We start from the raw sequence: 20,925 nt of genomic DNA, 5'->3' as shown, positions 1-20,925 counted from the left end.
AATGCGATTCCGCCGCCCGGGGGCGGAAGCTCCCACCGGTTTGGTCGCTCCCGTTCGTTCGGACCGTCGTACCAAGAACCTGACCAAACGGCTGCGCCCCGGCGACATCGCGGTGATCGACCACGTCGACCTCGACCGGGTCAGTGCCGAGGCCCTGGTGGGGTGCGGGGTGTCGGCGGTCCTCAACGTCGCCCGCAGCATCAGCGGTCGCTACCCCAACCAGGGGCCCGAGATGATCGTGGCCGCGGGCATCCCCCTGGTGGACGACGTCGACCCCGAGGTCCTCACCCGGGTGCGTGACGGGGAACGCCTCCGGCTCCAGGGGGCCACCCTCTACCGGGGCGGGGAGGTCGTGGCCCGCGGCGTCCGGCAGGACAAGGACACGGTGGGCGCCGCCATGGCCGAGGCCCGTGCCGGGCTCGCCACCCAGCTGGAGGCCTTCGCGGCCAACACCATGGCCTACCTCCAGCGTGAACGCGACCTCCTCCTGGACGGCGTCGGCATTCCGGTGATCGGGACCGCCGTGGAGGGCCGCCACGTCCTCATCGTTGTGCGCGGCTACCACTACCGGGAGGACATCGCCGCGCTCAGGCCCTACATCCGCGAGTTCAGGCCGGTCATCGTCGCGGTGGACGGGGGAGCCGACGCGGTGATGGAGGCCGGATACCGGCCCGACATCATCGTCGGCGACTTCGACTCGGTCTCCGACCGGGCGCTGAGCAGCGGTGCCGAACTCGTGGTGCACGCCTACCGCGACGGTCGGGCCCCGGGGCTGCGACGGCTGACCGACCTGGGCCACGAGGCCGTGGTGTTCCCCGCGACCGGCACCAGCGAGGACGTGGCGATGATGCTCGCCGACGGCTCGGGCGCCAGCCTCATCGTGGCCGTGGGCACCCACGCCACCCTGGAGGAGTTCCTCGACAAGGGCCGCTCGGGCATGGCCAGTACCTTCCTCACCCGGTTGCGGGTCGGCGGCAAGCTGGTGGACGCCAAGGGGGTGAGCCGCCTCTACCGGTCCCGTATCTCTCCGTGGGCGCTGCTCGGCCTGGTGGCCGCCTGCCTGCTCACCATCCTGGTCGCCGCCTACAGCTCACCGGCCGGGCAGGTCTATCTCACCTTTCTCGCGGCGCGCTGGGACGCGTTCGTCTACTGGATGACGGGGCTGTTCACGTGATCGACTTCCGCTATCACCTCGTGTCCATCGTCGCGGTGTTCCTCGCGCTGACCGTCGGACTCGTCCTGGGCACCACGATGCTCCAGGACCCGCTGCTCGACACGCTCCAGTCCGAGACCGCGGACCTGCGCGGGCAGAGCGAGGAACTGCGTGCCGAACGCGATGACTCCGAACTGCGCAACGCCGGGGCCGACCAACTGGCCGACGCCGTGGCCGGGGACGTCCTGGAGGACCGGCTGCTCGACCGGGACGTGGTCCTGGTCGCGGCTCCCGGAGCCGACGAGGACCTCGTGCACGCCCTGGGCGGGCGTGTCGAGGAGGCGGGCGGAGGGGTCGTGGGGCAGCTCGTGTTCGAGGAGGCGTTCCTGGACCGCGGCAGCTCCGCCTTCGTCGACGAGCTCGCCCTCCAGGTCTGGCCCGGTTCCGAGGAGCTCTCCGGCAGCCCCTACGACAAGGCCGGGGTCGTGCTGGGCCGGGCTCTGGCCGTCGGGGACGGCGGCGACGAGGACTCCGAGGGCACCCGGGAGGACGAGGCCACCGGGGGCGACGAGGAGGAGCGGGACGGCGCCGAGGACGCCGGGCAGCGGGACTCGGGTCAGGGCGCGGAGGCGATACTGTCCGCCTTCGCCGAGGGCGGTCTGCTCTCTGTCGAGGGTTCCGTGGCCCGCTCGGCCGACACCGTGGTCGTGGTCGCCCCGGACGCACCCCCCGAGAACGGTGCGGAGGAAGCCGGCGCCGCCCTGGTCAGTCTCACCACGGCCCTGCACGAGCAGGTCGGGCCCGCAGTCCTGGCCGGGAACGCCGCCTCGGGCCGGGGCGGCGGACTCATCGCCCGGGCCCGGGTGCAGGAACCGCCCTTCGCCACGGTGGACGTGGCCGGGCGGCCCACCGGCGACCTGGTCGTGGTGCTCGCCCTGGCCGAGTCCCTCAGCGGATCGGGTGCCGCCTACGGCATCGGTGAGGGTGTTTCCGGTTACCTCCCCGACCCGCTCCCCGGGCCCGTCGAACGTTCGGTGGCGGACGGCGAGGGGCAGGACCCCTCCGGTGACGGGGACGGGGCCCGCCGGGCCGCGCCCGGGAGCGGGGAGTGAACCCGGCGCGAGGGCCCCACGCCCTGGTCCGGGCCGGCCAGGGGCTGGCCGGGGCGGCACTCGGCGCCCTGGCCGCCCGCTCCGCCTACCGGCTGCTGACCCGGGCCCGGGCCGCCCCGCCCTCCGGGGCCACCGGCGACCCCGACCGTCCGCAGACCTGGCAGCGCACCAACTTCCGCGGCCGTACCGTCACCCTCCAGGAGGGACCCGCCCTGGCCTCCGGGGTGTGCGCGGCCTGCGCGCTCTCTCCGGGGCTGACCCCGCGCGTGCGCGCGGCCGCGGTCCTGGCCGCCGCCGGTTCCGCCGCCTTCGGCGCCTACGACGACCTCGCCGGGTCCGCGCGGGCCAGGGGGCTGCGCGGCCACCTGGGCGCGCTGTCCCGCGGCGAGGTCACCACGGGGGCGGTCAAGATGGCGGGTATCGGGGCGACGGGTCTCGCCTGCGCGTTCATGCTGCGCAGAGGGCCGTGGGACACGCTGGCGGACGGGGCCCTGATCGCGGCCAGCGCCAACCTGGTGAACCTCTTCGACCTGCGCCCCGGGCGTGCGGTGAAGTTCGCCCTGCTCGCCGCGGCGCCCGCCCTGGCCTCACCGGCCGCGCCCCTGGTCGGTCCCGTGCTGGGGGCCGCGCTCGCCCTGCTGCCCGACGACCTCGCCGAGCGCTCCATGCTCGGCGACGCCGGGGCCAACGCGCTGGGCGCCGCCCTGGGGGCGGCCGCCGCGGCCCGGGCCCCGCGGCCCGTCCGGCTGGCCCTGCTCGGCGGGGTGGTCGGACTGACCCTGGCCAGTGAGCGCACGAGCTTCTCCCGGGTGATCGACGGCGTTCCCGCCCTGCGCCGCCTGGACCGGTGGGGCAGGGCCGCACCGGAGGAGTCCGCCGGGGGCGGGCCGAGGCGTGTACGGCGGGCGGGTCGGCGCGGGGGAGGGGTCGAGCCGGAGCTGGCCCCCGGGTGACTCGGGGGGTCGCCACGGCGGCGGCGCTCATCGCGGTGGTCACCGTGGGCGCCCGGCTGGCCGGATTCGGCCGTACGGTCGTCTTCTCGCAGACCGTCGGCGACACCTGTCTGGGCACCGCCTACGTCACCGCGAACCAGCTCCCCGCTGTGCTGTTCGAGATCGTCATCGGCGGCACCCTGACCGCGATGGTGGTGCCGGTCCTGGCCGCCGCGGTCGAGCGCGGCGACCGGGACCAGGTCCGGCACACCGCCTCGGCACTGGTCACCTGGGTGCTGCTGCTGTCCCTGCCGCTGGCCGCCCTGCTGGCGCTGGTCTCGGTTCCGGCGATGACCCTGATGCTGGGGGCGGGCACCGGCTGCCAGGGCCGGGCCCTGGTGGGGCTGGCCGCGCGCATGCTGGTGGTGTTCGCCCCGCAGATCGTCTTCTACGGGTTGGCGGCCGTGCTGTACGGGGTGCTCCAGTCACACCGCCGGTTCCTGGGGCCCGCCCTGGCACCGCTGGTCTCCAGCCTCGTGGTCATCACCGTCTACCTGGTGTTCGTGCCGCTGGGCGCCGACCACCGCCAGGACGTCGACGCCCTGCCGCTGTCCGCCGAGCTCACGTTGTCCCTCGGCACCACCGCCGGGGTGGCCGCGCTCTTCCTCACCGTCCTGGGGCCCGCCCGGGGGCTGCGGATCCGGCTGCGCCCCCGGTTCACCTTCCCGCCGGGGGTGGGGGAGCGGGTACGGGCTCTGGCCGCCGCCTCCCTGCTGCCGCTGGTGGCGATGCAGGTGTGCCTGCTGCTCTCGGTGGCCCTGGCCAACTGGGGCGGGGGAGCGGGCGCGGCCGTCCTCTACAGCTACGCCTGGGCACTGTTCACCCTGCCCTACGGGGTGATCGCGGTGCCCATCGCGACCAGTGCGTTCACCGCGCTGGCGGTCGCCGACGCCGAGCAGGACCGGGCCGGGTTCGCCCGGTTGCTGTCGGTGAGCGCACGGGCCGGCGTGGTGCTCACGGCCGGGGTCGGTACGGCTCTGGCCGCGGCTGCGGGCCCGCTCGCCGCGGTCTTCGCACAACTCGATCCGCTGCCGTTGGAGCGGGCGCTGCTCGCCTACGCTCCGGGGGTGGTGGGCTTCGCCCTGCTGGCCCTGCTGAGTCGGGCGCTGTACGCCTCCCACCACGGGCGGAGCGCCGCCGCCGCCCAGGTCGTGGGCTGGCTCGCGGTGATGGTGTGCGCCTCGGCCCTGGTCTGGGTACTGCCGGCCGGGTGGGCCGTCGCGGGGCTGGGTACGGCGACCACGGTCGGGCTCACCCTGGCCGCGGCCCTGTTGTGCGCGGGGGTGGTCCGTGCCCACGGTGCTGACTGCCTGGCCGGGCTGGGGCGGTCCCTGGCCGCCGCGGTCCTGGCTGGTGGCGCCGGTTGGGCGGCGGGGCGCGCGGCCGCCCCGGGGCTGGCGGATCCCGTGCGGGACTGGGGGGTCTGGGGGGCGGCGCTGGCGGCGGCCGGGGCGGGTGCGGTGGCACTGGTGGTCTTCGGTGCGGTCGCGGTCGCGGTGGACCGCGGTGCGTGGGCCGCGGTGGCTGACCGGGTTCGGAACGTACGTGAACGTAGGAGGGGGACACGGTGAACGGCAGGGTCGCGTTGGTCGTCGGGACCGTCAGCGGAGGGGTGGGCCGCCATGTCCGCTCGTTGGGGGAGGGGCTGCTGCGGCGGGGCTTCCAGGTGGCGGTGGTCGGACCGGCCTCGGCCGAGCGGGAGTTCGGGTTCTCGGAGGCGGGGATGCGTTTCGCGCCGGTGCAGATCGGTTCCTCGCCCTCCGTGGGGGACGCCGGGGCGGTGCTGCGGTTGCGGGCCCTGCTGAGCGGGGCCGACGTGGTGCACGCGCACGGGTTGCGGGCCGGCGCGGTGTGCGCGTTGGCGGGTGCCGGTCCGCTGGTGGTGACCGCGCACAACGCACCGCCCGTGGTCCCGGGGCCGATGGGCGCGGTCTACCCGGTGCTGGAGCGGATCGTGGCGCGTCGGGCGCGGGTCGTCCTGGGGGTCTCCGGCGACCTGGTGCGCCGTCTGCGCCGGGCGGGCGCGCGGGACGCCCGGATGGCGGTGGTGGCGGCTCCGGAGACGGGGCGGCCGTTGAAGGGCAGGGAGGCCACTCGGGCGGACCTGGCGGTGGAGCCGGACCGTCCGCTGCTGCTGACGGTGGCGCGGCTCGCGGAGCAGAAGGGCCTGGGGATGCTGCTGGAGGCGGCGCCGGCGATCGCCGACCGCGTCCCCGAACCCGTGGTCGCGATCGCGGGGGACGGCCCGCTGTGGGGGGAGTTGCACGACACCGCGGCCGAGATGGACGTGGACGTGCGGATGCTGGGCCACCGCGGCGACGTCGCGGACCTGTTGGCCGCGGCGGACGTGTTCTGCCTCACGAGCCGGTGGGAGGGGCCCTCCCTGGTGATCATGGAGGCGCTCCGGGCCGGGTTGCCCGTGGTCGCCACCAGGGTGGGGGGAATCCCCGACCTGTACGCGGACACGGTCCTGATGGTGCCGCCCGGCGACGCCGCGGCTTTCGCGGCCCAGGTGGGCCGGGTGCTGGACGACCCGGCCCTGGCCGCCGACCTGCGGGCGCGGTCACGGGAGGCGGCCCGGGGGCTGCCCGCGGAGGAGGACGCGGTGGAGGCCGCGTGCTCGGTGTACAAGGCGGTGGCGCGCGGGTGAGCGGGTCCGGTGCGGGCCGTTCGTCCCCCTCGGGGTCCGTCGGACGGTGTCCGGAGGGTGTGCGGGATGTGTCCTCGCGGTGTGGTGGCCACCGCCGCGCGGGTGACTTCCACAGAGAGGTTTCCGATGGCATGCTGAGGAACGGCTCGGATGGCGTAACCTGTTCTGGTGCGCTTCATGCGCCTGCTTCACCACGTGAGGGGAGTATCCCTGTCGCGGCGGTGCCGTCATCACGGAGTACAACGGCGTGCTCCCGGTTCCGTCGGTTCACACCGTTGCGGTGTGAGCGGGAGAGACCTCCGGTTTACCGTCGTGCGTGCAAAACGCTCGCGCGCACCAACCGGAGGAGAGTCCGTCCGTGAACGTTCCCCTGTGGGTCTGGGCTGCCACGATCGCCGCCATGGTTCTGATCCTGGCGCTGGATCTGGTGATCGTCGACCACCCGTGGAGCAAGACCAAGGGTCCCAAGGAGTTCGGGATCAAGCAGGCCGCCTGGTGGGCGGTCTTCTACATCGGCATCGCCGTGTTGTTCGGCTTCGGGGTGATGCACTTCGGCGGTCTGACCTCGGGCGCCGAGTACTTCGCCGGGTTCGTCACCGAGAAGAGCCTGAGCATCGACAACCTCTTCGTGTTCTACCTCCTGATGACCGCCTTCGCGGTCCCCAAGAAGTACCAGCACGAGGTCCTGCTCGTCGGCGTCGTCATCGCGATCGTCATGCGCGGCATCTTCATCGTCCTGGGCGCCCAGGTCATCAACGCCTGGAGCGAGGTCTTCTACCTCTTCGGCGTCTTCCTCATCTACACCGGGTACAAGATCGTCCGGGACCACGTGAAGGGTGACGAGGAGGACAAGGACTTCACGCAGACACCGGTCGTGCGCATGGTCAAGCGGTTCTGGCCGGTGACCGACGACTACCACGGCGCCCATCTGACCGTGAAGCTCGACGGCCGCCGCCACGTGACCCCGATGCTGCTGGTGATCGTCGCGATCGGCGTCATCGACCTGGTCTTCGCCGTCGACTCCATCCCGGCCATCTTCGGTCTGACCCAGGACGCCTACATCGTCTTCACCGCCAACGCCTTCGCCCTGATGGGGCTGCGCCAGCTGTACTTCCTGCTGGCCGGTCTGATGGACCGCCTGGCCTACATCAGCTGGGGCCTGTCGGCGATCATGGTGTTCATCGGCGTGAAGATGATCCTGCACGCCCTGCACGAGAACGGGGTGCACGTCGTGGACATCGGCATCGGCGCCTCGCTGACCGTCATCCTCGGCATCATGACCGTCACCATCATCGGCAGCCTGCTCAAGTCCCGTTCCGCCGGTCCGGGGCGCCCGGGATCCGGCGGCGAGCGGGACGAGCGGGACGCGACGGCCGACCGCTCCTGAACCCGACCCGACCGGCTCGCGGTACGGGCAGGACGGGTCCGCGGGGATTGTGGAAACCAACCCCCTTCGAACGTCTGTTCGCCTATAGTGGTGGTGTCCTGGTGCGTGAGCGCCATGGGCACCACCACTTCTGCGTGGTGGAAGAAACCGTCACGGGCGGTCGTTAGTCTTGTCGGGTGGGGAGGCACGTCGTCCTCCCCCGTCCCCTCAGCGGCCCGGTTCCGGGGCCGCCGCGGCCCCGGGGGCCAGCGACCGCCGTACCGCGAATCCGCACACGGGTCAGCCGACGTCACGCGACGTGGTCCACGTCCTGTGCTTCAGAGCCGAAGGATGTCTCACTCGATGGTCGAACAACTCGTGGTCCGTGGAGCACGGGAGCACAACCTCAAGGACGTGTCCCTGGACCTGCCGCGCGACTCCATGATCGTGTTCACCGGCCTGTCCGGTTCGGGCAAGTCGTCGCTCGCCTTCGACACGATCTTCGCCGAGGGGCAGCGCCGCTACGTCGAGTCCCTGTCGGCGTACGCCCGCCAGTTCCTCGGACAGATGGACAAACCCGAGGTCGACTTCATCGAGGGGCTCTCGCCCGCGGTGTCCATCGACCAGAAGTCGACCAGCCGCAACCCCAGGTCCACGGTCGGCACCATCACCGAGGTCTACGACTACCTGCGCCTGCTCTGGGCCCGCGTGGGTGTTCCGCACTGTCCGGAGTGCCACCGCGAGATCGCCCGGCAGACGCCGCAGCAGATCGTCGACCGGGTCATGGAGATGACCGGGGGCACCCGCTTCCAGGTGCTCGCGCCCGTCGTGCGCGGCCGTAAGGGCGAGTACGTCGAACTCTTCAAGGACCTGCAGTCCAAGGGCTACACCCGCGCCGTCGTCGACGGGCAGGCGGTCCGTTTGGACGAGGCGCCCAAGCTCGGCCGCTACGACAAGCACGACATCGCCGTGGTCGTCGACCGGCTCAGCGTCAAGCCCGGCTCCCACGGGCGGCTCACCGACTCGGTCGAGACCGCTCTCAAGCTCGCCGGCGGCACCATCGTGCTGGACTTCGTGGACCTGGCCGCCGACGACCCCGAGCGCGAGAAGGTCTTCTCCGAGCACCTGTACTGCCCCTACGACGACCTCTCCTTCGAACAGCTCGAACCGCGCTCCTTCTCCTTCAACGCCCCCTACGGCGCCTGCGACGACTGCTCGGGCCTGGGCACCCGGATGGAGGTCGACGCCGAACTGCTGGTCCCCGACCCCGAGAGGACCCTGGCCGAGGGGGCCATCGCCCCCTGGTCGAGCGGGCCCAACGGCGGCTACTGGGAGCGCATCCTCAAGGCCCTGGGCGAGGCCGTGGGCTTCGACACCGACACCCCCTGGGAGCGGCTGCCGCGCCGCGCGCGCAAGGCGATCCTGGAGGGGCACGACACCCAGGTCCACGTCAGCTACCGCAACCGGTACGGGCGCAGCCGCTCCTACTACACCGAGTTCGAGGGCGTGGTGCCCTGGGTCAAGCGCCGCCACTCCGAGGTGGAGAGCGACCACACCCGGGAACGGCTCGAGGGCTACATGCGCTCGGTGCCCTGCCCGACCTGTGACGGCACCCGCCTCAAGCCGGTGGTGCTCGCGGTGACGGTGGGCGGCAGGTCCATCGCCGATGTGGCCTCGATGGCGCTCAGCGAGAGCGCGGCCTTCCTGGCCGACCTCAAGCTCTCCGACCGCGACATGGTCATCGCCGCGCAGGTGCTCAAGGAGATCAACGCCCGACTCGGTTTCCTGCTGGACGTCGGGCTCGACTACCTCAGCCTGGCCCGGTCCTCCGGTTCGCTCTCCGGCGGTGAGGCCCAGCGCATCCGGTTGGCCACCCAGATCGGTTCCGGGCTGGTGGGTGTCCTGTACGTCCTGGACGAGCCCTCCATCGGCCTGCACCAGCGCGACAACGCCCGGCTCCTGGAGACCCTCCAGCGGCTGCGTGACATCGGCAACATGCTCATCGTGGTCGAGCACGACGAGGACACCATCCGCGCCGCCGACTGGGTCGTGGACATCGGCCCCGGCGCCGGGGAGCACGGCGGGCACGTCGTGGTCTCGGGCATCGTCGACGAGCTGCTCACCTCGACCGACTCACTGACCGGTGACTACCTCGCCGGGCGGCGGGTCATCGAACTGCCCACGGCACGGCGGCCGCTGACCCGGGGGCACGAGCTCGTGGTCCGGGGCGCTCGGGAGAACAACCTCCACGGCATCGACGTGTCCTTCCCGCTGGGTGTGTTCACCGCGGTCACCGGTGTGTCCGGTTCGGGGAAGTCCACGCTGGTCAACGAAATCCTGTACAAGGCCCTGGCCAAGGAGCTCAACGGTGCGCGCAGCGTGCCCGGCCGCCACCTGAGGGTCAACGGCATGAACAAGGTCGACAAGGTGGTGCACGTCGACCAGAGCCCGATCGGTCGTACTCCGCGCTCCAACCCGGCGACCTACTCCGGTGTCTTCGACCACGTGCGCAAGCTGTTCGCGCAGACCACCGACGCCAAGACGCGCGGCTACCAGCCGGGCCGGTTCTCCTTCAACGTCAAGGGCGGCCGCTGCGAGGCCTGCTCCGGTGACGGCACGCTCCGGATCGAGATGCAGTTCCTGCCCGACGTGTACGTGCCCTGCGAGGTCTGCCACGGGGCCCGGTACAACCGGGAGACCCTCCAGGTGAAGTACAAGGGCAAGAACATCTCCGAGGTGCTCGAGATGCCCATCTCGGAGGCCCTGGAGTTCTTCGAGCCGGTCAACGCGATCCGCCGCCACCTGCAGACCCTGGCCGACGTGGGGCTGGGGTACGTGCGGCTGGGCCAGCCCGCCACCACGCTGTCGGGCGGTGAGGCCCAGCGGGTCAAGCTCGCCGCCGAGCTCCAGCGCCGCTCCACCGGCCGGACCGTGTACGTGCTGGACGAGCCCACCACCGGTCTGCACTTCGAGGACATCCGCAAGCTGCTGGGCGTCCTCAACCGGCTGACCGACACCGGGAACACGGTGATCGTCATCGAGCACAACCTCGACGTGATCAAGACCGCCGACCACGTCATCGACATGGGCCCCGAGGGCGGCTCCGGCGGCGGCACGCTCGTGGCCGAGGGCACCCCCGAGGAGGTCGCCGCGGTCGCCGAGTCCTACACCGGGCAGTTCCTGGCCAAGCTGCTCTAGAGGCCCGCCGCACGGCGCCCGCGGAGCCCGCGCCCCGTCCGCACGGCGCGGGCTCCGCCGTACCCGCTCCGGTGGGGGTCGGGACGGGGCACCCCGAGTGGCCTACTACAGTTCGTAGTGGAATTCAGGCGCAGGTGAGGAGCGTTCGGTCGTGGCCGGAAAGAGGGCGTGCGGGTGCGGGGTGAGCAGGCGGCGTCTGCTCGGTTCGGCGGGGGCCGCGGCGGCCGTGACCGCCGTGAGCGCCTGCGGTGAGCAGCCCAGCCCGCAGGAGGTCCGGCGCGGCCACGTGGTCGGCCAGACGACGGACGTGCCGGAGGGCGGCGGGGCGGTGTTCAGCCACAGCAAGCTGGTGGTCACCCAGCCCGAGGAGGGCGAGTACAAGGCCTTCAGCGCCGCCTGCACGCACGGCGGCTGCACGGTCCAGGAGGTCGAGGACGAGGTGATCCGCTGCCTGTGCCACGGCAGTGAGTTCGACATCGTCTCCGGGGAACCGCTGGCCGGTCCGGCCCGGGACCCCCTGGAGTCCTTCACCGTCACGGTCGACGGAACCGACATCATCCTCGACTGAGCACATGCCCGTGAGACGACGGGAGCCCCGCCGAGAACTTCTCGGCGGGGCTCCCGTCGTCTGCGGCCCGGTCGGGCTCAGACCTCCTCCGGGTTGCCCGCCTGGGCGGACCCGTTGGTGCTGTCGTGGGCCGTGCCCGGGGCGGCGGCCGGGGCGGCGGCCCGGCGGAACGCCGAGGTGGGGAACTGCGCGGCGTAGTCGGGGTCGTCGTTCCCGGCACTGGTGACGAACTCGGTGCGGCTGCGCGGCAGCGACTCCGGGTAGTTGGTGGCCAGCCAGGTGATGAGGTGTTCGCGGATCTCGCAGGCGATGTTCCACTGGTCGCCGGTGTCAGCGGCGGTGGCGACCACGCGGACCTGGATCTCACCGGTTCCGCTGATGTCCACGACCTGGCAGGACCAGCTGCGGCCGTCCCAGTGCTTGCTGCCGGTGATCAGGAGCCCGGCCTCCTCGCGGAGCTCGCTGATGGGCACCTCCCAGTCCAGGGGGAGCACCACCTTGGCGGTGATGTTGGTGCCCGACTTCGTCCAGTTCTCGAAGCTGGTCGTGGTGAAGTTGGCGACCGGCACGACCAGGCGGCGCTCGTCCCAGATCTTGATGGTGACGTTGACCAGGCTCAGTTCCTCGACCCGGCCCCACTCGCCCTCGACCACGACCACGTCGCCGATGCGCAGGGCGTCGCTGAAGGCCAGCTGGAGCCCGGCGAACAGGTTGCTCAGGGTCGACTGGGCGGCCACACCGGCGACGATACCGATCACACCGGCGGAGGCCAGGAGCCCGGCACCCAGCGCGCGTACGGCGTCGAAGGTGAAGAGGATGGCGGCGATCGCCAGGACCACGATGATGGAGGTGATCACCCGGCGCAGCAGGCGGACCTGGGTCTGCAGCCGGCGGGCGCGGCGGTCGGCGTCGCCGTTCTTGGCCGACAGGCGCTGCAGCACCATGTCGGTGGCCGCGTAGGCCAGGCTGATGCCCAGGGCCGTCAGCGTGCCGATCATCAGGATCTGCATCGCGTGCTGGATGACCTGGTAGGTGTTCCAGCTCACATCGTCGCGGTCGGGCAGGGCCAGGTTGGCACCCACGACGGCGGCTGCGGTGTAGGCGGTCACGGCCGAGCGCGAGACCACGTAGCGCGCGTTCGGCCACACCTTGCCCAGCTGGTGGGTGAGCAGCCAGTGCACCACGAAGACCAGGGTCATGGAGACCGTGACGGCGACGCCGATCACGATCCAGGGCGTGATGCTCACGGCGTGGAGCCCCCTTATCGTTTATTCCGGGAAGTTGCGGCGGTACCCGCCCAACCTAGACTACGCAGATATCCAATCGTGACGTTTGGTTGAACGAATATTCGTGGGTGAGCTGCCCCACCGGCGGACGTGAGCCGTACAGGTGGCCGTCCGTCCCTCGGAACCACCAGAATGGGGTCATGGCTGCGACTCCTCACCTGCGCCCCGCGCCCGGATCGATCCCGACCGAACCGGGCGTCTACCGGTTCCGGGACGCCTCCGACCGGGTCATCTACGTGGGCAAGGCCAAGAACCTGCGAGCGAGGCTGTCCTCCTACTTCCGGGACTTCGCCGGACTGCACCCCCGTACCCAGCAGATGGTCTCCACCGCCGCCGACGTGGACTGGACGATCGTCGGCACCGAGGTCGAGGCGCTCCAGCTGGAGTACTCGTGGATCAAGCAGTACAACCCGCGGTTCAACGTCAAGTACCGCGACGACAAGAGCTACCCCTACCTCGCGGTGACCCTCCAAGAGGAGTTCCCGCGGGTACAGGTGATGCGCGGCGCCAAGCGCAAGGGCGTGCGCTACTTCGGCCCCTACTCGCACGCCTGGGCCATCCGCGAGACCGTCGACCTGCTGTTGCGGGTCTTCCCGGTGCGCACCTGCTCGGCCGGGGTCTTCCGGGGCGCGCGCAACAGCGGCCGCCCCTGCCTGCTCGGCTACATCGGCAAGTGCGTGGCGCCGTGCGTGGGCAAGGCCACGCCGCAGGAGCACCGCGCCCTGGCGGAGGACTTCTGCTCCTTCCTGGCCGGGGACACCGGGCGCTTCATCCGGGAGCTGGAGAACCGGATGAGCGAGGCGGCCGGGGAGATGGAGTACGAGCGGGCCGCGCGGATCCGTGACGACATCGAGGCGCTGCGCGCCGCCCTGGAGAAGCAGGCCGTGGTCCTGCCCGACTCCACCGACTGCGACGTCATCGCCATGTCCGAGGACCCCCTGGAGGCGGCGGTCCAGATCTTCCACGTGCGCGGCGGCCGGATCCGCGGCCAACGCGGCTACGTGGTGGACAAGGTCACCGACGCCGACTCCGGTGAGCTCATGCAGACCTTCCTGCGCCAGATCTACGGCGCCCTGGACGGTGCGGAGGAGACCGCGGGCACCGGTACCTCCGTGCCGCGCGAGGTCCTGGTCTCCCACGAGCCGACCGACCGCGAGGCCGTCGCCACCTGGCTGTCCGAGCACCGCGGGTCGGCGGTGGACCTGCGGGTGCCCCAGCGGGGCGACAAGAAGTCCCTGATGGAGACCGTCGACAGGAACGCCCGTGAGGCGCTGGCCCGGCACAAGACACACCGCGCCGGCGACCTGAGCACCCGCGGCCGCGCCCTCAACGAGATCCAGGAGGCGCTGGAGCTGCCCGAGGCGCCGCTGCGCATCGAGTGCTTCGACATCTCCAACCTCCAGGGCGAGCACGTCGTCGCCTCGATGGTGGTCTTCGAGGACGGCCTGGCCCGCAAGTCCGAGTACCGGCGCTTCTCGGTCCGCGGCAGCGGCGCCGGGGGAGCCGAGCAGCACGACGTCGCCGCCATGTACGAGGTGGTCAAACGGCGTTTCCGCCGCTACCTGGAGGAGAGTTCGCGCTCCGGCGAGGTGGCGCGGATGGGCGGCGGGCCGACCGGCCCCGGACCCGAACCCGACCCCGGGGCCGCACCCGGGGCCGAGCCCGCACCCGGCAAGTTCGCCTACCCGCCTAACCTGGTGGTGGTGGACGGTGCCCGGCCCCAGGCCGAGGCGGCCAGGCGTGCGCTGGAGGAGCTCGGGATCGAGGACGTGGCGGTGTGCGGCCTGGCCAAGCGCCTGGAGGAGGTGTGGCTGCCCGAGGACGAGGACCCGGTGATCCTCCCGCGTGCCGGGGAGGGCCTCTACCTGCTCCAGCGGGTGCGCGACGAGGCGCACCGCTTCGCCATCCAGTACCACCGGCAGAAGCGGGCCAAGGCGCTCACCGGCAGCAGCCTGGACGAGCTGCCGGGGCTCGGTCCGACGCGCAGGACGGCGCTGATCAAGGAGTTCGGTTCGGTGAGACGACTGGCCTCGGCGAGCGCCGAGGAGATCGCTGCGGTGCCCGGGATCGGCCCCAAGATGGCTGAGGCGGTACACGCACACCTGTCCGGCGGCCCCGGTCGGCAGGGCGGGGACGACGCCGGGGCGACGGCAAGGCAGAGCACAGACGGGGGAGGAGACACATGACGGTCGAACTGGGCGGGGAGCTACCGCCCGAGGTGGTCATCGTCACCGGTATGTCCGGTGCGGGTCGCAGTACGGCGGCCAGGGCCCTGGAGGACCTGGACTGGTTCGTGGTGGACAACCTGCCCCCGGGCCTGCTGCCGACGATGATCGAGCTGGCGGGCCGCACCCACGGTGCGGTTCCCCGGGTCGCGGTGGTGGTGGACGTGCGTTCGCTCGCCTTCACCGAGGACCTGCTCTCCACGGTCGAGGAGCTGCGCAAGCGCGACATCACCGCGCGGGTCCTCTACCTGGAGGCCTCCGACGAGGCGCTGGTCCGCAGGTTCGAGAGCGTCCGCCGTCCGCACCCCCTCCAGGGGGACGGCAGGGTGACCGACGGTATCTCCCGTGAGCGCGAGACCCTGTTCGCGGTCCGCGGTGAGGCCGACCTGGTCATCGACACCTCCCAGCTCAACGTGCACCAGCTCAAGGCGCGGGTGATCGGGTTCTTCGGGGAGAGCGACGAGGTGCGCCCCCGCGCCAACGTGGTCTCCTTCGGTTTCAAGCACGGGCTGCCGGTCGACGCCGACCTGGTCCTGGACTGCCGTTTCCTCCCCAATCCGCACTGGGTGCCCGAGCTCAGGCCGATGAGCGGCCGCGACGAGCCGGTCCGTGACTACGTGCTCTCCCAGGACGGCGCCAAGGAGATGCTGGAGGCGTACTCGGAGGTCCTGAAGCTGACCACCGCCGGCTACGAGCGCGAGGGCAAGCACTACATGACCCTGGCGATCGGCTGTACCGGGGGAAGGCACCGCAGCGTGGCGATGGCCGAACAGTTCGCCGAGCGCCTGCGCGGACAGGGCGTGGACGTGAACGTCGTCCACCGGGACGTGGAAAGGGAGTAACCCGGAGGCGGACCGCTGGTGAACCGAATCGCCAAGAGCGGCGTCTTCCCTTACATTGGCCCGGTCATTATTGGTGCCGGTCCGGAGGGGGCAGGCCAGAGGCATGTCGAAGAGCACCGCGTCGGACGGGGACGACCTCGGGCGTCCGCCCCGGGTGGTGGCGCTGGGGGGCGGGCACGGCCTGCACGCCTCGCTGTCGGCGCTGCGCAGGGTGACCACGGACGTCACCGCGATCGTGACGGTCGCCGACGACGGGGGTTCCAGCGGTCGGCTGCGGGAGGAACTGGGCGTGCTGCCGCCCGGTGACCTGAGGATGGCCCTGGCCGCGCTGTGCGGGGACGACGAGTGGGGGCACACCTGGAGCCAGGTGCTCCAGCACCGGTTCCGTTCCGAGGGCGACCTGCACGGCCACGCGGTGGGCAACCTGCTGATCGTCGCGCTCTGGGAGCTCCTGGGCGACTCGGTGGCCGGGCTGGACTGGGTGGGTCAGCTCCTGGGCGCCCACGGCAGGGTCCTGCCGATGTCGTCGGTTCCGTTGGAGATCTCCGCGGAGGTGTCGGGGATCGACCCGGCCCGGCCCGAGGAGCTCACCACGGTGCGCGGCCAGGTGGCCTGCGCGAGCACCAGCGGCCGGGTGCGTTCGGTCTCGTTGCTCCCGGGGGACCCTCCGGCCAGCCCGCAGGCGGTCAAGGCGGTGCGTGAGGCCGACTGGGTGGTGTTCGGCCCCGGTTCCTGGTTCACCAGTGTGCTGCCGCACCTGCTGGTACCCGAACTCGCGCACGCCCTGGTCACCACCCGGGCCAAACGGCTGGTCGCCCTGAACCTGTCGCCCCAGCGGGGGGAGACCGACGGTTTCCGGCCCGAGACCTACCTGGAGGTGCTGCGCGAGCACGCGCCCAAGCTGGGGGTGGACGTGGTTCTGGCCGACTCCGGGACCGTGGAGGACGTCACTCCGCTCATGTCGGTGGTGGGTGAACTGGGCGGCCGTCTGGAGCTGGCCGAGCTGAGCCGTGACGACGGCACGCCCCGGCACGACTCCGACCGGCTCGCCACCGCCCTGGAGCGGATCCTGGGGACCGAGGGCCGCTGAGGGGCCGGGGGCCGTCGTTTCCGTCCCGGTGGTTTCCTCGTGGCCCGCGTCCGGGAAGGGTGGCCCCATGGACGCTCACCGTATCCACCTGGAACGTGTCTACGACGAGGTGCGCGCGCAGGAGCACCCCGGGCAGGAGGAGGTCCCGCCCGGGAGCCGGTTCCTCGTGGACCGCCTCTGGCCCCGCGGCGTGCGCAAGAGCGCGGTTGCGGAGGGCCGGTGGATCAGGGACGCCGCGCCCAGTTCCGAACTGCGCACCTGGTTCGGGCACGACCCGAGCCGCTTCGCGGAGTTCGCCGAGCGCTACCGCGCCGAGCTGGAGGAGCGCCCCGGGGTGCTCGCCCCGATTCTCTCGGCGGCGCGTTCGGGGCCGGTGACCCTGCTGTACGCGGCCAAGGACACCGAGCACAACCACGCGGTCGTGCTCCGGGAGCATCTGGAGTCCCTCCTGTCCTCCTCCGGCCCCGGGAGCAATTGACCGCACAACGCCACGAAGACCGACACGCCGCCTGTGAGCAGGGAAGGGGGATCGGCAACACGCCGTGCGGGGGTCGGCGTGAGAGCCCGCGTCACGTAGTCTGCACCGAGAAAGCCGCCCGTGGCCCGGCCCCGTGGCGGCACCCCCGGCACCGGGTGTGTGGTGTCGGAGTTCTGCCAGTTCAAGGGGAGGATCGCGGCGATGGCGATGACCGGCGTGGTGAAGGACGAGTTGAGCCGTCTGGCGATTCTCAAGCCATGCTGCCGCAAGGCGGAGGTGTCCACCATCCTGCGGTTCACCGGAGGACTCCACCTGGTGGGCGGTCGGATCGTGATCGAGGCGGAGCTCGACACGGGGGCCGCCGCCCGTCGGCTGCGCAAGGACATCTCGGAGGTCTTCGGGCACGAGTCCGAAGTGGTGGTGCTCTCCCCGAGCGGGCTGCGCAAGGGCAACCGGTACGTGGTGCGGGTGATCAAGGACGGGGAGTCCCTGGCCCGCCAGACCGGTCTGGTGGACAACAACGGGCGTCCGGTGCGCGGCCTTCCCCGGCACGTCGTCGCGGGGGGCGCCTGCGACTCCGAGTCCGCCTGGCGCGGTGCCTTCATCGCGCACGGCTCCCTGACCGAGCCGGGCCGTTCGATGTCGTTGGAGGTCACCTGCCCGGGTCCCGAGGCGGCGCTGGCGCTGGTCGGCGCGGCCCGTCGGCTGAAGGTGCACGCCAAGGCGCGCGAGGTGCGCGGCGTGGACCGGGTGGTGGTGCGCGACGGTGACTCGATCGGTGCGCTGCTGACCCTGCTGGGCGCCCACCAGAGCGTTCTGACCTGGGAGGAGCGCCGGATGCGCCGGGAGGTGCGGGCCACCGCGAACCGGCTCGCCAACTTCGACGACGCCAACCTGCGCCGCAGCGCCCGCGCCGCGGTCGCCGCGGGCGCGCGGGTGGAGCGGGCCCTGGAGATCCTGGGCGAGGAGGCCCCCAAGCACCTGGTGGCCGCCGGCCAGCTGCGTCTGGCACACAAGCAGGCGTCCCTGGAGGAACTGGGCCAGCTGTCGGTTCCGCCGTTGACCAAGGACGCCATCGCCGGGCGTATCCGCAGGCTGTTGGCCATGGCCGACAAGCGGGCCAGCGATCTGGGCATCGAGGGGACAGAGGCGAACCTCACCCCGGACATGCTCGTTCCCTGACCCCGGGCGGGGGCCGAGCGGAGCGGAACGCGGACGCAACACGGATGTTCGGCTTTGTTAACTGCGAAAACTCCGGGATAACTTCCGAAAATGGTATAGACCTCTTCGCTTCGCGGTGCCAGGATGGTCGCGAAACCGCGAGGGGTCGAAGAGCTGTCGGACACGGGGTGGGAACTGCTCCCCGCCGACACTCCGCTAGGCTCTCTGTGAACACCTGTTATGCGTTCACGCTGCTCAACACCGGTGGCTCCGGCCGTACCAGTCCGGACCCCCGGAGCGGCCGGACGCCCGGGTGAAAATGATGTGCGACAAATGAGGAGATTGGTTCCGTGACCATCCGTGTAGGCGTCAACGGCTTCGGTCGGATCGGCCGCAATTTCTGGCGCGCGGTCGCCGCTGGCGGCAGCGACATCGAAATCGTCGCGGTCAACGACCTCACCGACACCAAGACGCTCGCGCACCTGCTCAAGTACGACACCGTGCTCGGCACCCTCGAGGGCAACCTCGAGGTCGGTGACGACTTCATCCGCGTCGGCGACCAGACCATCAAGGTCCTGGCCCAGCGCGACCCCGCCCAGCTGCCCTGGGGCGAGCTGAACGTCGACGTCGTGGTCGAGTCCACCGGTATCTTCACCAAGGCCGAGGACGCCAAGAAGCACATCGCCGCCGGCGCCAAGAAGGTCATCATCTCCGCCCCGGCCAAGGGCGAGGACATCACCGTCGTGATGGGCGTCAACGACGACAAGTACGACGCCGCCAACCACGACGTCATCTCCAACGCCTCCTGCACCACCAACTGCGTGGCGCCGATGGCGAAGGTGCTGCTGGACAACTTCGGTGTCCAGCAGGGCTTCATGACCACGGTGCACGCGTACACCAACGACCAGGTCATCCTGGACCTCCCGCACAAGGACCTGCGTCGCGCCCGCGCGGCCGCGCAGAACATCATCCCGACCAGCACGGGTGCGGCCAAGGCCACGGCCCTGGTCATCCCCGAGCTCGCGGGCAAGCTGGACGGCATGGCCATGCGCGTCCCGGTCCCGGACGGCTCCGCCACCGACCTGGTCGTCACCCTCGACCGCGAGGTCACCAGGGACGAGGTCAACGCGGCGTTCAAGGCCGCGGCCGAGGGCCCGCTCAAGGACGTCCTGGTCTACACCGAGGACCCGATCGTCTCCTCCGACATCGTCGGCACCGCGCCCTCCTGCACCCTGGACGCCGGGATGACCATGGTCTCCGGCAACCAGGTCAAGATCCTGGGCTGGTACGACAACGAGTGGGGCTACTCCAACCGCCTGGTCGACCTGGCCAAGCTGGTCGGCTCCAACCTGTAGCCGGTCCACCGACCCCATGGTCGCGAACGCGTGACCCGGCACCCCCTCCGCCTGCGCGCGGTGGGGGTGCCGTCGCGTGCGCACCCCTCCCGGACCGCCGCCCGGGACCCCCAGACCCCAACACCCCAACGAGGAGACCAGCATGCGGACGATCGAGGACCTCGACGTCTCCGGAAAGCGCGTGTTCGTCCGGGCCGACCTGAACGTGCCCGTGGACGGCGACCGCATCACCGACGACGGTCGCATCCGCGCAGCCCTGCCCACCATCACCGAGCTCCGTGAGCGCGGCGCCCGCGTCATCGTCGCCGCGCACCTGGGCCGCCCCAAGGGCGCGCCCGACCCCCGGTACTCCCTGCGCCCCGTCGCCGCCCGTCTGGGCGAGCTGCTCGGCACCGAGGTCGCCTTCGCCACCGACACCGCAGGCGAGTCCGCCCGCGCCACCTCCGCGGCCCTGGCCGACGGGGAGGTCGCGCTGCTGGAGAACGTGCGCTTCGAGCCCGGCGAGACCAGCAAGGACGACGCCGAGCGCGGCGAGCTCGCCGACCGCTTCGCCCAGCTCGCCGACCTGTACGTGGGCGACGCCTTCGGTGCGGTGCACCGCAGGCACGCCAGCGTCTACGACCTGCCCGGCCGGCTCCCGCACGCCGTCGGCGGCCTGGTCCTGACCGAGGTCGAGGTCCTCCGCAAGCTCACCGCCGACCCCCAGCGCCCCTACGCCGTGGTCCTCGGCGGTTCGAAGGTCTCCGACAAGCTCGGTGTCATCGACAACCTCCTCGGCACCGCCGACCGCCTGCTCATCGGCGGCGGCATGGTGTTCACCTTCCTCAAGGCCCAGGGCTACGAGGTCGGCTCCAGCCTCCTGGAGGCCGACCAGCTCGACACCGTCCGCGGCTACCTGGAGCGCGCCGAGCGCGAGGGCGTGGAGATCGTCCTGCCCGTGGACGTCGTGGCCGCCGAGAAGTTCGCCGCCGACGCCCCGCACGCCGAGGTCGGAGTCGACGCCATCCCGGCCGACCGCATGGGCCTGGACATCGGCCCCAGGAGCCGGGTGCTCTTCGCCGAGAAGCTGGCCGACGCCAGGACCGTGTTCTGGAACGGCCCCATGGGCGTGTTCGAGATGGAGCCCTACGCCGGCGGCACGCGCGCCCTGGCCCAGGCGCTCATCGACTCCGACGCCTTCACCGTGGTCGGCGGCGGCGACTCCGCCGCGGCCGTGCGCGCCCTGGGCTTCGACGAGGCCTCCTTCGGCCACATCTCCACCGGCGGCGGCGCCAGCCTGGAGTACCTGGAGGGCAAGGACCTCCCCGGCATCGACGCCCTCGCCTAGGAGCAGTGTTCCTCCAGGGCCCCCGAACACCCCCGGGGCCCGTGTCCCCGGCGCCCGGGGGAGGAACACCTCCCGGGGCCGGGCACCACGTTCAGCACGCCCTCTCCGACGAAACGAAGTGA

Annotated in this window: 16 protein-coding genes; 15 read left to right on the top strand and 1 reads right to left on the bottom strand. The window is 71.6% G+C overall.

The genetic code is table 11. From position 1 onward, the window contains the following. Position 1 precedes the first annotated feature (1 nt). The 8 genes from steA to IE195_RS14310 all read left to right on the top strand — a co-directional run bounded on the left by steA (position 2) and on the right by IE195_RS14310 (position 11,039). A complete protein-coding gene (gene steA, locus IE195_RS14345) occupies positions 2-1,174 on the top strand; it encodes a putative cytokinetic ring protein SteA (protein ID WP_191271520.1) in 1,173 nt (390 codons plus the stop codon). Next, the gene (locus IE195_RS14340) at positions 1,171-2,265 is read left to right on the top strand and encodes a copper transporter (protein ID WP_191271518.1); all 1,095 of its coding nucleotides are present in this window, start codon (positions 1,171-1,173) and stop codon (positions 2,263-2,265) included. The genes steA and IE195_RS14340 overlap by 4 nt, the downstream gene beginning before the upstream one ends. Further along, a complete protein-coding gene (locus IE195_RS14335; RefSeq protein WP_229826210.1) occupies positions 2,262-3,218 on the top strand; it encodes a hypothetical protein in 957 nt (318 codons plus the stop codon). The genes IE195_RS14340 and IE195_RS14335 overlap by 4 nt, the downstream gene beginning before the upstream one ends. Beyond that, positions 3,215-4,828: a murein biosynthesis integral membrane protein MurJ gene (gene murJ, locus IE195_RS14330; RefSeq protein ID WP_191271516.1), complete on the top strand. Its 1,614-nt coding sequence runs from the start codon at positions 3,215-3,217 to the stop codon at positions 4,826-4,828. Before IE195_RS14335 ends, murJ begins: the two co-directional genes overlap by 4 nt. Then, positions 4,825-5,907 (top strand): glycosyltransferase family 4 protein, encoded by a 1,083-nt coding sequence (locus tag IE195_RS14325; protein ID WP_191271514.1) that lies wholly within the window; start codon positions 4,825-4,827, stop codon positions 5,905-5,907. The genes murJ and IE195_RS14325 overlap by 4 nt, the downstream gene beginning before the upstream one ends. Positions 5,908-6,265: 358 nt before the next feature. Continuing rightward, positions 6,266-7,294 (top strand): TerC family protein, encoded by a 1,029-nt coding sequence (locus IE195_RS14320; protein WP_191271512.1) that lies wholly within the window; start codon positions 6,266-6,268, stop codon positions 7,292-7,294. 342 nt (positions 7,295-7,636) lie between these two features. Beyond that, complete coding sequence (uvrA, locus tag IE195_RS14315; RefSeq protein ID WP_191271510.1) at positions 7,637-10,471, top strand: excinuclease ABC subunit UvrA; 2,835 nt, start codon at positions 7,637-7,639, stop codon at positions 10,469-10,471. A gap of 181 nt (positions 10,472-10,652) precedes the next feature. Further along, positions 10,653-11,039 carry a Rieske (2Fe-2S) protein gene (locus IE195_RS14310; protein WP_191271508.1) on the top strand — a complete coding sequence of 129 codons (387 nt, stop codon included), beginning with the start codon at positions 10,653-10,655 and terminating at the stop codon, positions 11,037-11,039. 77 nt (positions 11,040-11,116) lie between these two features. On the opposite strand, the gene IE195_RS14305 is transcribed toward IE195_RS14310, so the two are convergent. Continuing rightward, complete coding sequence (locus IE195_RS14305) at positions 11,117-12,286, bottom strand: mechanosensitive ion channel family protein (RefSeq protein ID WP_191271506.1); 1,170 nt, start codon at positions 12,284-12,286, stop codon at positions 11,117-11,119. 179 nt (positions 12,287-12,465) lie between these two features. On the opposite strand from IE195_RS14305, the gene uvrC reads away from it, so the two are divergent. The 7 genes from uvrC to IE195_RS14270 all read left to right on the top strand — a co-directional run bounded on the left by uvrC (position 12,466) and on the right by IE195_RS14270 (position 20,803). After that, positions 12,466-14,511 carry an excinuclease ABC subunit UvrC gene (gene uvrC, locus IE195_RS14300; RefSeq protein ID WP_191271504.1) on the top strand — a complete coding sequence of 682 codons (2,046 nt, stop codon included), beginning with the start codon at positions 12,466-12,468 and terminating at the stop codon, positions 14,509-14,511. Further along, positions 14,508-15,392, top strand: a complete 885-nt coding sequence (gene rapZ, locus IE195_RS14295) for an RNase adapter RapZ (protein WP_191271502.1) — start codon at positions 14,508-14,510, stop codon at positions 15,390-15,392. Before uvrC ends, rapZ begins: the two co-directional genes overlap by 4 nt. 103 nt (positions 15,393-15,495) lie before the next feature. Then, complete coding sequence (locus IE195_RS14290) at positions 15,496-16,482, top strand: gluconeogenesis factor YvcK family protein (RefSeq protein WP_191271500.1); 987 nt, start codon at positions 15,496-15,498, stop codon at positions 16,480-16,482. A gap of 67 nt (positions 16,483-16,549) precedes the next feature. Further along, positions 16,550-16,960, top strand: a complete 411-nt coding sequence (locus tag IE195_RS14285; protein WP_191271497.1) for a DUF488 domain-containing protein — start codon at positions 16,550-16,552, stop codon at positions 16,958-16,960. A gap of 201 nt (positions 16,961-17,161) precedes the next feature. Then, a complete protein-coding gene (gene whiA, locus IE195_RS14280) occupies positions 17,162-18,142 on the top strand; it encodes a DNA-binding protein WhiA (RefSeq protein ID WP_191271631.1) in 981 nt (326 codons plus the stop codon). Positions 18,143-18,471: 329 nt separating this feature from the next. Continuing rightward, positions 18,472-19,476, top strand: coding sequence for a type I glyceraldehyde-3-phosphate dehydrogenase (gene gap, locus IE195_RS14275; protein WP_191271495.1), 1,005 nt, complete (start codon positions 18,472-18,474; stop codon positions 19,474-19,476). 142 nt (positions 19,477-19,618) lie between these two features. Further along, the gene (locus IE195_RS14270) at positions 19,619-20,803 is read left to right on the top strand and encodes a phosphoglycerate kinase (protein ID WP_191271493.1); all 1,185 of its coding nucleotides are present in this window, start codon (positions 19,619-19,621) and stop codon (positions 20,801-20,803) included. The last annotated feature ends 122 nt before the right edge of the window (positions 20,804-20,925 follow it).

It is taken from the genome of Nocardiopsis terrae (assembly GCF_014651695.1).
Lineage (GTDB): Bacteria > Actinomycetota > Actinomycetes > Streptosporangiales > Streptosporangiaceae > Nocardiopsis > Nocardiopsis terrae.
This window is presented reverse-complemented; position numbering and strand designations above follow the sequence as displayed.

Excerpts from the sequence above, each read along its gene's own strand:
- uvrA (WP_191271510.1), top strand. The coding sequence starts at position 7,637 with ATGGTCGAACAACTCGTGGTCCGTGGAGCACGGGAGCACAACCTCAAG.
- whiA (WP_191271631.1), top strand. The coding sequence starts at position 17,162 with ATGGCGATGACCGGCGTGGTGAAGGACGAGTTGAGCCGTCTGGCGATT.
- rapZ (WP_191271502.1), top strand. The coding sequence starts at position 14,508 with ATGACGGTCGAACTGGGCGGGGAGCTACCGCCCGAGGTGGTCATCGTC.
- steA (WP_191271520.1), top strand. The coding sequence starts at position 2 with ATGCGATTCCGCCGCCCGGGGGCGGAAGCTCCCACCGGTTTGGTCGCT.
- IE195_RS14270 (WP_191271493.1), top strand. The coding sequence starts at position 19,619 with ATGCGGACGATCGAGGACCTCGACGTCTCCGGAAAGCGCGTGTTCGTC.
- IE195_RS14285 (WP_191271497.1), top strand. The coding sequence starts at position 16,550 with ATGGACGCTCACCGTATCCACCTGGAACGTGTCTACGACGAGGTGCGC.
- uvrC (WP_191271504.1), top strand. The coding sequence starts at position 12,466 with ATGGCTGCGACTCCTCACCTGCGCCCCGCGCCCGGATCGATCCCGACC.
- IE195_RS14290 (WP_191271500.1), top strand. The coding sequence starts at position 15,496 with ATGTCGAAGAGCACCGCGTCGGACGGGGACGACCTCGGGCGTCCGCCC.